Source organism: Shewanella sp. UCD-KL21 (assembly GCF_001957135.1).
Taxonomy (GTDB): Bacteria; Pseudomonadota; Gammaproteobacteria; order Enterobacterales; family Shewanellaceae; genus Shewanella.
On the sequence record NZ_MPHK01000007.1, the window covers coordinates 203,845 to 216,174 of the forward strand.

Consider the following 12,330-nt stretch of genomic DNA (forward strand, 5'->3'; position numbering starts at 1 on the left):
TAAAAAAAGGCCTTCTAATGAAGGCCTTAATTGTATTGTTTGCAGATTAGCTTTTAAAAATTTATAAGCTGCCAACTGTGTCAGTTGCTTCTGCTGAACTTGCAACCTCATCAGTCGCCTCTTCAGCCAGTAGATCTGCCATTAAGCTATCAACTTGAGGCTGACTGACCTCTTCATCTTCAACTGTTACTAAAGCCTCATTCGCGCTGGCAAGCAAGTCTTCAGTTTCATCAGCTAAAGCTGTTTCTGTCACTTCAAGTACTGCTTCTGTTTCAGCTGATGCAGTTGCTTGCATTTCAATTGCCGAGTCAGCAGCATCATTTGCAGCAGCCACAACTTCAGACTCGTCAATATCAGCGGTAAGCGCAACACTCGCTGAAGGCTCAAGTACTTCATCAGCCTTAGCAAGTTCAATTTGATTATCTGCTGGCTGTATTTGCTGTGGCTTAATATCAGTAACCGTCGTTGCTGGTTTCACCACAGCAGCCGTAACAGGCTTTGATTCAATCAACTGAGTCAATTCATCTTTTTTATAAACCGCGCCAGCAATTGCAGCAAAAGCGATAGCCGCTACAAATAGCTTAGCACCAGAACCTGATGATTTTTCTTGAGCTTTTCTCGCCGCTTCTGCAGCAGCAAGTTGAGCTTGAGGGTTAGGTTGCGGCTTGATCTCAAGCTTTGACTTAGGCTTAGATTCTGCAACTGGCTTCGGGTTATTATGAGCATCTGTATTTACTTGAGGCTCCACTCGAGAGTTTACCGTTGCAGCGCTGCTAGCACTGGTCTGTGAATTAATTTCAGCAAGAGTCTGTGGTTTGATCTGAGTCATGGCAGCTACAGCTTCAGCCTTAACATCGACTTTGTTAGGTTCGGCTGTATTAACATCTGCTTTAATAACATCTGCTTTCACCTGAACCGCTTCGGTAGTTTTTACTACAGGCTCTGGCTTAAGATTGTTAAAATGTCCCTTGTTTGCAGCTTGAGCTATCGGCGCCTCTGCAACAGGCGCTTCAGTCTTTGGGAAAGCATAGGCTTCTGTGACTTGTGCTTCTGGCTTATCTTCAACAGTTGCTTGGGGTAATACGCCTTCTTCAGGGCCCTTAGTTCTGGCACCTAAAAATTGACCACCATCATAAATTTCCATTTTATGGCTAGATACATCACCTTCAACTACACCAGAGCTTACAATCACTAAACTGTTGCAATGTAAAGTACCTTTAAATACACCACAAACTCTTAATTCTTGACAAAAAAGCTCACCGTCAATCTCGCCACCAACTTCAATTTTAACTTGGTCTGTTGAACGAATAACACCTTTAACTTTACCGGCAACCAAAGCTGGTCCCTGTACAGCCATATCTCCATCCAATGAAGTATCGGGACCAATAAAAGTAACCCCATTTCCTTTGTTATTCATACCAATCAGTTTCCTTTATTATTAATTTTCGACATATACTAAACTAACTTTATTGAAACAACAAATAACATTCCATTTACATAAATTACAGGTTAATTTCGAGCTATTCGCTTTAAAAGTAAAACTTAATAGTTTAATGTATCGATTATTAGCCAAAGCGCCTGTCATTAATATATAAATTAGCTATTGAACGGATTTTCAATAGTCGCTTAAATAACAAGGATGTAGCCGAAATGATTTTTTCAGATGTGATTTTTAAACAACTTCCAGAGCCGCTGGCCCAGCAAGTATCTAAAATCGCTGGATTACTCAATATTGAAACCGCCTTTAATGACCCACTAAACTTCGCCTGCAAAGCTGCCGATAATAGGCCTAAAATTCTTATACACTATTTAGAAGACCCTCATAAACACGCCTATTTAATTTCAGCGGATATTCTTACTACAGGTAAGCATTTAGTTTTTTGCCCTAATCTTGATATTGAATGTGAAACCTTATTGATATCCAATGGTTTTCATGGCGTACTCACCTTAGATGCCTGCGAAATAGAAATCATTGAAGCACTTAAAAGTGTCAACAATAACAGGCTATATTTCAGCCATGATGCCATGTCACGTTATATTCAATCGAGAAAACGCCAACCTAATACCCAGCGTCAAATAGAGTTATTGTCATTAACTACCAAAAAAGAACAGCGAGTATTAACGTTAGTTTGCCAAGGGTTAACCAATGATGAAATAGCTACTAATTTAGGGATCTCTGTCAATACAGTGAAAATGCATATGCAGAATATTTTCAAAAAAACCAAAATATCCAGCCGTGGGCAGCTTTCTTACGCCTTTGCACAAGTTTAAAAATTTAAATGTATATGATTAGGTCAATGTTGATTTGTAACGCTAGCTATTAAATTCTGCGAGTTAACAGCTGTGCTAATTAACTACTGAAAATAACATTAACTGCAATTAGGTAAGCTTTAGCGTGCTGTAAACCTGTAAAGCGCAACTAAATCTGAAAAATTTTTGATGGCATAGTGCTGTTATGCTGAGTACTTCATTACCTCAGCAAAACGCGCCATAAAATTATCAAACGCAGCGTTATCAGGGTAATCAAATTGATATTTATTGTGGAAATAAATCGTTAAAGAGGTTCGGCCGTCACTAAGAATAATAGTGTAGCCATCAAAGCCTGTTTGCGCATTTAAGCCACATAGTTCATAGCTTGAGTTGTCACCATCTGCAGCGGTCAGCTTTTGCCCCATGTCGGTTATCTTATTAAATACTTTTAGCGCTTCATATATATCAATGGCATTTTTCATCACTACATCCCTACAAAGAAAACCTGTTCACTAAACACCTAATAGACAAAGCAATCAATACGAATGCGCGCTTAAGATGGTTCAAAACAATCAGTGTAAAATAATGCAGTAACAAGACCGTGAGTTAGCGCAGAGAAAGGCAAATTTTATATGATGATGGTGTATCAAATTGAATCGGTGAGTGCTGTGCTGCACCGCTTTTATTTATATAAAGCGGTGCAGGTAACTATTTACCCGCACCGTTAGCTAACAAAACCCAAAATATACGACTTTAAATAAGAGCTTATTACTCTTCAGCTAAAATGTGCTGATAAATATTAATAATTTCGCTGACCTTGTTATTGGCTTTATCCACATCGATTTCGCCTTTAGCGCGCTGTAGAGTCAGGCGATGACTTTCATCCCTTAGCCAACAGTAGGTTTGAGTCAGATATTGAGCCGTCATCACAGGTAAAATCTCCAGCTCAGCTAATAGCTGAAAAATACGCACATTATCAGACCATATCGACAACTCTTTATTAGCGTGAGCGTAAGCTAACACTAAGTATTGAGCCATAAACTCAATATCGGCAATGCCACCCGCACTTTGTTTTAAATCGAATTTACCGCTTGATGCTTTCAATAAATGCTCGCGCATTTTAGTGCGCATATCGCGAACTTGTTTCGCAAGCTCAGGTAACTGACGCTGATGGGATAAAACCTCGGTGCGAATTTCACTAAAACGTGCCGCTAAACGATGATCGCCATAAACAAAACGTGAGCGCACCAAAGCTTGATGTTCCCATGTCCAGGCCTCATCTCGCTGGTATTGACGATATTGTTCAATCTCGCTAACCAGCAAACCTGAAGCACCTGAGGGTCTTAAGCGCATATCCACTTCATAGAGTTCACCAGAGGTGGTGCGAGTCGCAAATAAATGCACAATCCGCTGGGCAAGTTTTAAATAAAAATGGCCATTATCAATCGGTCTTTTACCATCTGTAGCGCCTGCACCTTGATGATTATGTAAAAAAACCAGATCTAAGTCAGAGCCATACCCCAGCTCAATGCCACCTAATTTGCCATAACCAATAATCGCAAAGCCCATTTTCTCAGCACTGGTGCCTGCAGGTATGCCGTGCCTTGAGGCAACTTGATGCCAGGCTTGAAATACCACTTGCTCAATGATGGCTTCTGCAAGGTAGCTTAAGTGATCGCTCACCTCCATCACAGGTAGCACGCCTGTGATATCCGCAGCGGCAATTTTTAACTGTTGTGACAGCTTAAATTGGCGCAGCGCCTCCATTTGTTGTTCCATGTCATCTTCTGGAACGCGCAATAGGTACTGCCTTAACTCACTTGGGTAGTCATCCAGTGGGGTTGTATCGTACAGCTGAGCCGGATCGATAAGCTCATCCAGTAGCATAGGAAAATTAGCTAGCTCTTCGGCAATCCAAGGGCTAGCACAACAAAGACTAATGAGCTGCTGACGGGCGCCGGGATTCTCACACAATAATTCAAGATAAGTGGTACGGGTTAAAATTTTATCTAACACCCCAGATACCGCTTTTAATGCCACGCTCGGAACTGGTTGCTCTAATAATTCATCCAACAATTTAGGCATTAATTTTTCAAGAGTTTCACGTCCCCTTGGGCCTATTGAGCGTTTTAATACATTGCTGCGCCAGTCATCTAAGCTTGGCCATAAACTATCATCTTCAACATCGTGCTCTTCAAGTAACGCTAAGGCATTTTCCTGATCATGAATGTGCCATAACTGGCAAGTCCAATGCTCGCTTGAGTCCTGTGCATCTTCGCCACCGACAGTATCTTTAAAGTGGCGATGAATGTTGCCCATGGCATTGGCAATTTTTTCCCGTAAGCTTTGCTCATCGCTCTCGCCCATGGCATAACATAGTCGCTGCCAATCAGTAGCATTGTCGGGCAATGTTTGGGTTTGTTTATCATCAAGGGCTTGAAGTAGGTTTTCAACTCGGCGCAGTAAAATGTAGCTGTGCTTTAGCTCATCAACGGCCAAGTACTCTAACTGACCGAGGTTATATAAGGTATCAATTGCGCCAAACAAACTTTGCTGCCGCAGTGACGGTTCTCGTCCGCCGCGTATCAGCTGAAAACTTTGCACTACGAATTCAACTTCGCGGATCCCGCCTGCCCCTAATTTGATATTGTCTGTGAGTTGTCTGCGTCTAACTTCTTGGGCAATCAGTCGTTTCATTTTCCGCAGTGAATCAATGGCTGAAAAATCGATATAACGCCGATAAATAAATGGCCTTAATAAATCATGTAAGTCATCACTATATTGGGTCCAAGGCCCAAGCACTCGCGCCTTAACCATGGCGTAACGCTCCCAATCACGGCCTTGCTCTTGGTAGTAATCTTCAAGCCCACTGAAACTGACCACTAACGGACCACTTTCACCGTATGGCCGCAGGCGCATATCGACCCGAAACACAAAGCCATCAACGGTGATTTGATCTAATAAACTGATCAGTCGCTGGCCCATTTTGATAAAAAATTGCTGGTTAGCTTGAGCGCGGCGACCGCCGACGGTTTCACCATGTTCAGGAAAGGTAAAAATCAGATCGATATCAGAGGAAAAGTTCAGTTCACGGCCACCAAGCTTACCCATACCCAAAATAAGTAACGGCTGTGGATTGCCCTCTTCATCTGTTGGGGTGCCGATTTGCTGGCACATTTCAGTGTAGAGCCAATCGCGAGCACCTATTACCAAAGCTTCGGCTAAGCTAGACAAATCCAGTAGTGACTCTTCAATATCGCAATAATTTAAAAAATCTCGCCAGGCGATACGTACCATTTGGAAGTTTCGAAATTGCCGTAGCTGCTTTTTAACCTGCTCTTCTGAGGTTGATGAGGCTAAATTGGTGTGTAATTCACCAGTAAAAGATTGTCTATCAAGCTGAGTTAACTGACCATCAAACAATAATTCAATCCACTGAGGATTACGGCACAATTGCTCGGCAATATAATCACTCAAGCCTAATACCAATTTTAATTCTGCTTGTTGTGGCTGGATTAGTTTTTCAGTGACTTCAGGCCATGTTTCACAGAGCCTTAACCAGTAACGTGCTGCGATTTCATTAAGCTCTGCAGACAAGGCGTTGTTACTTTGGTTTCGCATGTTTATCCGATCCCTTTGGCAAATTACTAAGACTTACACATTTCAATTCGACATATTATGTCAAGGTGTGTTATACAATAAAATCAACGATCGCATAAATAGGTAGTCGACATTGTATCTTCGATTAAGACTACTATATCCTTTGCAACAGTAATACCGAACCATGTAAATATTTAGTCAGTTTCAAGCATATAATTATGCGATTTGATACTATATTTATATATGTATTTTATACTATTTGGAGAACACATGGCTGGCATGCTTCCTCGTGTCCTTGCAGTATTTTCAGCGCTGATTTTGTGCGTAACCTTAGCAGGTTGTGGTGATGACAGACCTGAAAAAATTACGCAATATCAACAGTTGTCACAGCAACGATTGACTCAACTCGATTCAATGCTAAAAGCGGGTGAGCTGCGTAATGCCACCTTACTGACACAATACACCAGCTTACTTAAAAACAGTAAGCCTGATCTGGTGCCACTACTTGATGAACTCGCGCGCGATGCGACCTCAAGTGGCCCTATGTACCAGTCATTAAAGCGCAGAACCAGTGAACTAAATGATTCTGCTAACTTCGTTGATTTAGATCAGCAGCTCGAAGAAGCGCAAAATATTTATCAAGCAGCTGATCCGAGTTTGTTTAATGATATGCTTTCCGATCCGGTTAATGTGGTGGCTGATTTATCAGCTGGACAACTGGCAAGGGTGAACGCCATCAGCCGTGAAGCCGCAGCAATGGCCAACGGTAGTGAAGATTTTGGCGCAGGCAGCCAGTTAGTGGGTAACCCCGCTTATGGTGGCTGGCAAACTAACTCAAGCGGTATGTCATTTTGGGCCTGGTACGGCATGTATTCTATGTTCTCAAATATCATGAACCCGGTACGCTATGACCGCTGGTCAAACAACCGTGGATACAGCTACTACAATGATGTCGGCCGCTACCGCTATACCTCGCCTAAGCAAGCTAGCGCGCAAAATCGTACCTATGAAAACACCAAGAAAACCTTTAATTCTCAAGGTAAGCAATTTAATAGTCCGTATGCTAAATCGCGTACAGGCTCAACCAGCTTATCAAGACAAAGTACTGCAACACCTAAAGCCAGTACCGCCGGAACTAAAACAGCACGTAGCACAAGTAAGTTCCGCTCAAATTATTCCAAAGACAGCAGTTTCCGTAATTCAACTAGCCGCACCACACGCGGTGTACGCCGAGGCAAATAAGGACTAACCATGACATTTTTAAATGACTTCGGACTCACCCAAGATTTAGCAATCATTTTAGCGATTGACCTGACTATCGCGGTGATCTTACTGGCGCTAATGCGCTACTTACAAGGCTGGAGCGTGAGAGTAAATAGCCGCGCTGAACTCGCAGAGCGTGATAACTTTGCGTTTGGGGTTAGTACCGCGGGCGCCGTTCTGGCATTAGGGATTGTGCTTTCAGGGGCAATTACGGGTGAAGCGGCTGATTCGTATATTGTTGAAGCCATTGGCATGACAGCTTATGGGTTATTTGGCTTACTTTTAATCAAGTTTGGCCGCATTCTCCACGACAAAATTGCCTTAAATGAAATCGACAAAAACAGCCAAATTATCAATGGTAATATGTCAGTTGCCATCGTTGATGCTGCCGCAGCTGTTGCCACAGCCATTATCATTCGCTCGGTATTAATGTGGGCAGAAGATATTACCTTAGATACTTTCATTGCTATCTTTACCGCCTTCTTAATCTCGCAATTAATGTTAGTGTTATTAACTCGCTTTCGTGAGCACCAATACGCTAAACGTAATCAAGATGCCTCAATGCAAAAAGCACTAGAGCAAGGCCAAATAGCCGTTGCGATTCGTCACAGCGGTTACATGATTGCCATGGCATTTACCTTTAAAGCGGCCAGTCACTTTATTATTTACGACCCAACAGCGTACTTTATGAATATCGTCGGCTGGTTAACCTTCTCGATAATCATGCTGGTAGTGTTATCGCTATTACTTGCAGTGGTTAAAAAGCTGGTCTTAGCTCAAATCAACCTTACTGACGAAGTTGAGAAGCAACACAACGTCGGTGTGGCTGCAGTTGAACTAGCAATTAGTGTTGCTGTTGCACTCATTTTAGCGGCGTTAATGGCATAAATAGATGAATAATACTTTGCTTGAACAGAGCCAGGAGGGCTGCGACAAGCAAAGTAGCCCTTCTCAAACAGGCACCTTGCCTCCAGCTAATAAACGCAGCCTTGCTTGGTTTGATGATGCCCTACTATTGGGCATTATGGCCTTACTCGCGGGCTGTGGTCTTATTTACGAATACCTGCTGTCTCATTATGCAGGCCGCATTCTTGGCGCCTTAGAGGCTGCTATTTACACCATGATAGGCATTATGATTGTGTCTATGGGCATTGGCGCCTTTGCTGCCCGTAAAATTCGCTGCGCCTTCACCGGCTTTGCGATGCTTGAACTTATCGTGGCATTTTGTGGTTCATTAGCTATTTTAATTACTGCCGCCGTGATTGGATTTGGCCAGCAATTACCGTTAATTATTGCCAACACCTTAGGCCTACCACCAGATCATTTACCTGACGGCGGTTTTATTGGCGCATTACAAAATCTTAGTGAATATTTACCCTATGTCTGGGGTGTTATTCTAGGTTTGATGATCGGCATGGAGATCCCGCTGATTGCCCGCGTACGTCAATCCCTATCTGAAGAGCACTTACTGCATAATGCAGGCACCATTTATGGCGCTGATTATGTCGGTGCGGGAGCTGGCGCGGCTATTTGGGTGCTATTTATGCTGTCGTTAGATATTCAGCTAGCTGCCGCGCTCACCGCCAGTGTGAACTTACTCGCAGGCTTTGTGTTTATCTGGCGCTTTTGGCAGCAAATTCGCTGGGCTAAACTGATCCTCGCAGGACACTTCATCGCCACAGGGGTATTGGTACTGCTGGCACTGCACGGCCCCAGTTGGGAGCAAAACTTCAATAATCTACTGTATAAAGACAAAGTGGTGTATTCAGAAGCCACCCGCTTTCAACAGTTAACCTTTACAGAGCGGCTGCGAGGCAAAGGTCAAGCACCAGTGTATTCGTTATACATTAATGGTCGATTACAGTTCTCCAGTATTGATGAACACATCTATCATAGTTTTTTAGTTCACCCGACACTTGCTGCCAGTGCAAGGCAGAATAATGTGCTAATTATTGGCGGCGGCGATGGCTTAGGCCTGAAGCAAGTTTTCAAGTGGGATCCTAAATCAGTCACCTTGATGGATTTAGATGAACAGCTCGTCGATTTATTTAGAGAGCCCCATGAGAACATGCCTGAGCATGTTAGCAATGCCATGTTAGCCCTTAATGGCGATGCACTAAATGATCCTCGAGTTAAGCTTATTTATGATGACGCCTTTAATGGCATAGATAAACTGATTGCTGACAACCAAAAGTTTGATGCCATTATTGTGGATTTGCCAGATCCGAGCCACCCTGATTTAAATAAGCTTTATTCTGATTTATTTTATAGAAAACTGGTCGAGCTATTGAGCGCTGATGGGGCAATGACGGTACAGTCGACTTCGCCTTATCATGCCCAAAATGCCTTTATTTCTGTGGGTAAAACCATTGAATCTGCAGGTTTTTATGTTAAGCAATATCATCATAATGTACCAAGCTTTGGTGAATGGGGTTGGTCTATTGCCACCTTATCGGGACAAAATGCCAAGCAACGCCTAGCCCATAATGAGAAATTACCTATTGATGAGCAATGGCTAACGCCTGGGCTTATTCATGGCGCATTTGAGTTTCCTGGCACATTTTATAATGATGCTGACACTATCAAAGTGAATCGAATTGGCTCATTACAGCTGTACCATTACCACTTAGCATCTTGGTCTGACAACCAAGGGATGAATCTTTTTTAACCGACTCAAAAATAGTCTTGACATAATATGTCGAAGTGCTATCTTTGAAACCTAAGACATAATATGTCAATAAGGACAAATATGAATATCCATAAGATTGCTAACCATTTGACAGAACTTGGCGACCTTAGCCATACCGGTTTGAAGTTTGATTGTTTTCCAATTGATGGTGATGTTGAAGTATTACAAGTCAACGTTGCTGGCCGTGAAGAATTACCGGTATTTGTATCGGTAACTGACAATCAAATCTTATGTATCAGTTATTTATGGGATGAGAGCGAAGTAAAAACTGAAACTCGCACCCAAATGTTTGAAACCATGCTTGAACTAAACATTCCAATGCCTTTGTCATCTTTTGCAAAAATTGATGATAAATATGTGGTTTACGGGGCGTTATCAGTCACCTCAAGCATGGAAGAGATCGAACAGGAATTATCAGTATTGTCTGATAACTGTTTAGAAGTCATCGACGAACTTGTCGAATTTTTGAAGTAAGGAGCCATATCATGGGCATTTTAAATAAAATTTTAACGGCATTTCGTGGCGGCGCAAATGAAGTCGGCCAAACGATTGTTGATGCAAACTCTACTCGTATTTTTGAACAAGAAATCCGTGACGCAGAAAAGCATTTAACTAAAGCAAAACGTGAGTTAACTGACGTTATGGCGAAAGAAATGCAAGCAAGCCGCGAAATCGATCGCCTGAAACGCAGCATCACTGAACACGAAGGTTATGCGACTCAAGCACTTGAAAAAGATAACGAAGCGTTAGCAATTGAAGTTGCTGAAAAAATCGCTCAGTTAGATCAAGAGCTAGCAGAACACGAAACAGCGAACAGCAGCTATTCTGCACATGCTTTACGCTTAAAAGAATTAGTGAAGAAAACCGAGCGTCAATTAACTGATTATCAACGTCAGTTAAGCATGGTTAAAACCACTGAAAGCGTACAAAAAGCCACCGCGACTATTACCGATTCATTTGCATCAAGTAACTCAAAGTTAATGAATGCAAAAGATTCACTAGAGCGTATTAAAGCTCGCCAGCAACAGTTTGATGATCGCCTACAAGCATCAGAAACCTTAGCTGAAGAGAATAGCGACAAGTCTTTACACGCTAAACTGGCAGAAGCCGGTATTGGTGAGCAAAAGTCTAGTGCGAATGCCGTTTTAGAGCGTCTTAAAGCGAAAAAAGGTTAATTGACTATGGGATTTCTGCGTGGCCTATTTGGCAAGAAAGAAGCCCCTAAACGTCAGCTTGACCATGTGAACAAGCTACTCAAGGGAGATATGATCTCCCTTGATGATAGTTTTGCCTTACCTGAGCAACTACGTGGGCAGCAACTTAAAGTTGAAGCGATTCATACTTATGAATATGAACGTTCACAACAATGTGAGTGGTTACTTCGCGGTCACAGTGGCACCGCTATTTTCATGTCTTACATTGAAGAAGATGAAGCTTACTTAAGTTTCTCTCTCAAGATCAATCGCTCTATCGTTGAGCAAATTTTTGATCTCGATGAATTCTCACAGTTATTTGAAGAGCCCGGTAATGCAGAGCTCAAAACACTACCGCTTTCAAATGAATTAGACAGTGAATATGCTCGCTGGTTAAGTGATGCTTATCATCAAGTCGAGTTTGCCGCTTTTGGCTATTTTCATCGTCAAGATTACCGCGGCCAGAAGCCACCTCAAGATGATAATAATCAGCAACGAGGCGATGGCTTTGAAAGCTACTCTTTAGTTGATAGCGATGAAAGCCACGCTGTGGATATTGAAGTTTATGAAGGCGGTGATACTGAAGTCATGTTGACGCTATATCGTCCATTAACGGATATTCGCGAGTTTTGGCCGGCAAGCTAAGTCATAGCGGTTTTAGGGAGTTAAACCAACCATGAGTAAAGGTAAATCGTTACCAGAAACCTGGATAAAGAATCAGCAAGCGGCCAAAGCAACCCAAGTCGCGTTTGATTTAGATGAAAAGTTTCAGTACCAGATCCGAAAAGCCGCCCTTGATGCAGGGGTCAGCCCTTCAGATCAAATACGCTCAATACTTGGTTTAAGCGTCACTAAGCGCCCTAAAAGACCCAGATTAACCGTGTCGTTAAGCCAAGATGATTACGTCTTATTAGCCCAGCGATACGGGTTAGATTCAGATGCACAACTTGAAATTAAAAAGCGCGTTTTAGATGATTTAGTGCAATTTGTAGACGAATAGTTGATGTTTGGATTTTGAAAAACACGCCTTGTTTAAGGTAATGCCGATCGGTTAAGAACACTTGAACGATCCTGCAGATGAATGATAATCCCTACCAGTATTCTGGTAGGGATTTTTTTATGTTTGCGCAAGAGCTTGAGTTAGTTCATGAGTCAGTAGAAGAAAGTGGAGATTATGCTTCTGTAATGGAGGCTATCGATTCACAGTGGATAGAACAATCATTACTTTCAGCCAACAAGGCAAGTATCCGTAATCGTCGTTTGCCTGCGCAGCAAGCCGTCTGGCTCGTGCTGTGGATGGGATTAATCCGTAATCAATCCATAAAAGAAGTCTGC

General features: G+C 42.4%; 12 protein-coding genes. 9 read left to right on the forward strand and 3 right to left on the reverse strand.

The genetic code is table 11. The annotated features are described in order from the left end of the window. Positions 1-61: 61 nt before the first annotated feature. Positions 62-1,417 (reverse strand): polymer-forming cytoskeletal protein, encoded by a 1,356-nt coding sequence (locus BM739_RS20720; RefSeq protein ID WP_076539721.1) that lies wholly within the window; start codon positions 1,415-1,417, stop codon positions 62-64. Positions 1,418-1,650: 233 nt separating this feature from the next. On the opposite strand from BM739_RS20720, the gene BM739_RS08825 reads away from it, so the two are divergent. Continuing rightward, complete coding sequence (locus BM739_RS08825; protein ID WP_076539723.1) at positions 1,651-2,271, forward strand: response regulator transcription factor; 621 nt, start codon at positions 1,651-1,653, stop codon at positions 2,269-2,271. A gap of 182 nt (positions 2,272-2,453) precedes the next feature. Here BM739_RS08825 and BM739_RS08830 read toward each other — a convergent pair whose 3' ends face one another. Together BM739_RS08830 and glnE are read right to left on the reverse strand one after the other, a co-directional pair. Then, complete coding sequence (locus BM739_RS08830) at positions 2,454-2,732, reverse strand: DUF3081 family protein (RefSeq protein ID WP_076539725.1); 279 nt, start codon at positions 2,730-2,732, stop codon at positions 2,454-2,456. 286 nt (positions 2,733-3,018) lie between these two features. Next, a complete protein-coding gene (glnE, locus tag BM739_RS08835; protein ID WP_139326855.1) occupies positions 3,019-5,871 on the reverse strand; it encodes a bifunctional [glutamate--ammonia ligase]-adenylyl-L-tyrosine phosphorylase/[glutamate--ammonia-ligase] adenylyltransferase in 2,853 nt (950 codons plus the stop codon). A 249-nt stretch (positions 5,872-6,120) separates the two neighbouring features. Here glnE and BM739_RS08840 point away from each other — a divergent pair, with 249 nt between their 5' ends. From BM739_RS08840 to BM739_RS08875, 8 genes are all read left to right on the forward strand, one after another. Beyond that, positions 6,121-7,092 carry a hypothetical protein gene (locus BM739_RS08840; protein ID WP_076539729.1) on the forward strand — a complete coding sequence of 324 codons (972 nt, stop codon included), beginning with the start codon at positions 6,121-6,123 and terminating at the stop codon, positions 7,090-7,092. A gap of 9 nt (positions 7,093-7,101) precedes the next feature. Then, complete coding sequence (locus BM739_RS08845) at positions 7,102-8,001, forward strand: DUF350 domain-containing protein (RefSeq protein ID WP_076539731.1); 900 nt, start codon at positions 7,102-7,104, stop codon at positions 7,999-8,001. A 4-nt stretch (positions 8,002-8,005) separates the two neighbouring features. After that, positions 8,006-9,781, forward strand: a complete 1,776-nt coding sequence (locus BM739_RS08850; RefSeq protein ID WP_083698107.1) for a polyamine aminopropyltransferase — start codon at positions 8,006-8,008, stop codon at positions 9,779-9,781. 81 nt (positions 9,782-9,862) lie between these two features. Then, positions 9,863-10,276, forward strand: a complete 414-nt coding sequence (locus tag BM739_RS08855) for a YjfI family protein (RefSeq protein WP_076539733.1) — start codon at positions 9,863-9,865, stop codon at positions 10,274-10,276. Between the two features lie 11 nt (positions 10,277-10,287). Then, entirely contained in the window at positions 10,288-10,977 is a 690-nt protein-coding gene (locus tag BM739_RS08860; protein ID WP_076539734.1) for a PspA/IM30 family protein, read from the forward strand. 6 nt (positions 10,978-10,983) lie between these two features. Further along, entirely contained in the window at positions 10,984-11,640 is a 657-nt protein-coding gene (locus BM739_RS08865) for a hypothetical protein (protein ID WP_076539736.1), read from the forward strand. Between the two features lie 31 nt (positions 11,641-11,671). Beyond that, positions 11,672-11,995, forward strand: a complete 324-nt coding sequence (locus BM739_RS08870; protein ID WP_076539738.1) for a hypothetical protein — start codon at positions 11,672-11,674, stop codon at positions 11,993-11,995. Between the two features lie 119 nt (positions 11,996-12,114). Next, positions 12,115-12,330, forward strand: a 216-nt coding sequence (locus tag BM739_RS08875) for a transposase domain-containing protein (protein ID WP_175609480.1), incomplete at its 3' end; no start/stop codon positions are given.

Excerpts from the sequence above, each read along its gene's own strand:
- BM739_RS20720 (WP_076539721.1), bottom strand. The coding sequence starts at position 1,417 with ATGAATAACAAAGGAAATGGGGTTACTTTTATTGGTCCCGATACTTCA.
- BM739_RS08825 (WP_076539723.1), top strand. The coding sequence starts at position 1,651 with ATGATTTTTTCAGATGTGATTTTTAAACAACTTCCAGAGCCGCTGGCC.
- BM739_RS08830 (WP_076539725.1), bottom strand. The coding sequence starts at position 2,732 with ATGAAAAATGCCATTGATATATATGAAGCGCTAAAAGTATTTAATAAG.
- glnE (WP_139326855.1), bottom strand. The coding sequence starts at position 5,871 with ATGCGAAACCAAAGTAACAACGCCTTGTCTGCAGAGCTTAATGAAATC.
- BM739_RS08840 (WP_076539729.1), top strand. The coding sequence starts at position 6,121 with ATGGCTGGCATGCTTCCTCGTGTCCTTGCAGTATTTTCAGCGCTGATT.
- BM739_RS08845 (WP_076539731.1), top strand. The coding sequence starts at position 7,102 with ATGACATTTTTAAATGACTTCGGACTCACCCAAGATTTAGCAATCATT.
- BM739_RS08850 (WP_083698107.1), top strand. The coding sequence starts at position 8,006 with ATGAATAATACTTTGCTTGAACAGAGCCAGGAGGGCTGCGACAAGCAA.
- BM739_RS08855 (WP_076539733.1), top strand. The coding sequence starts at position 9,863 with ATGAATATCCATAAGATTGCTAACCATTTGACAGAACTTGGCGACCTT.
- BM739_RS08860 (WP_076539734.1), top strand. The coding sequence starts at position 10,288 with ATGGGCATTTTAAATAAAATTTTAACGGCATTTCGTGGCGGCGCAAAT.
- BM739_RS08865 (WP_076539736.1), top strand. The coding sequence starts at position 10,984 with ATGGGATTTCTGCGTGGCCTATTTGGCAAGAAAGAAGCCCCTAAACGT.
- BM739_RS08870 (WP_076539738.1), top strand. The coding sequence starts at position 11,672 with ATGAGTAAAGGTAAATCGTTACCAGAAACCTGGATAAAGAATCAGCAA.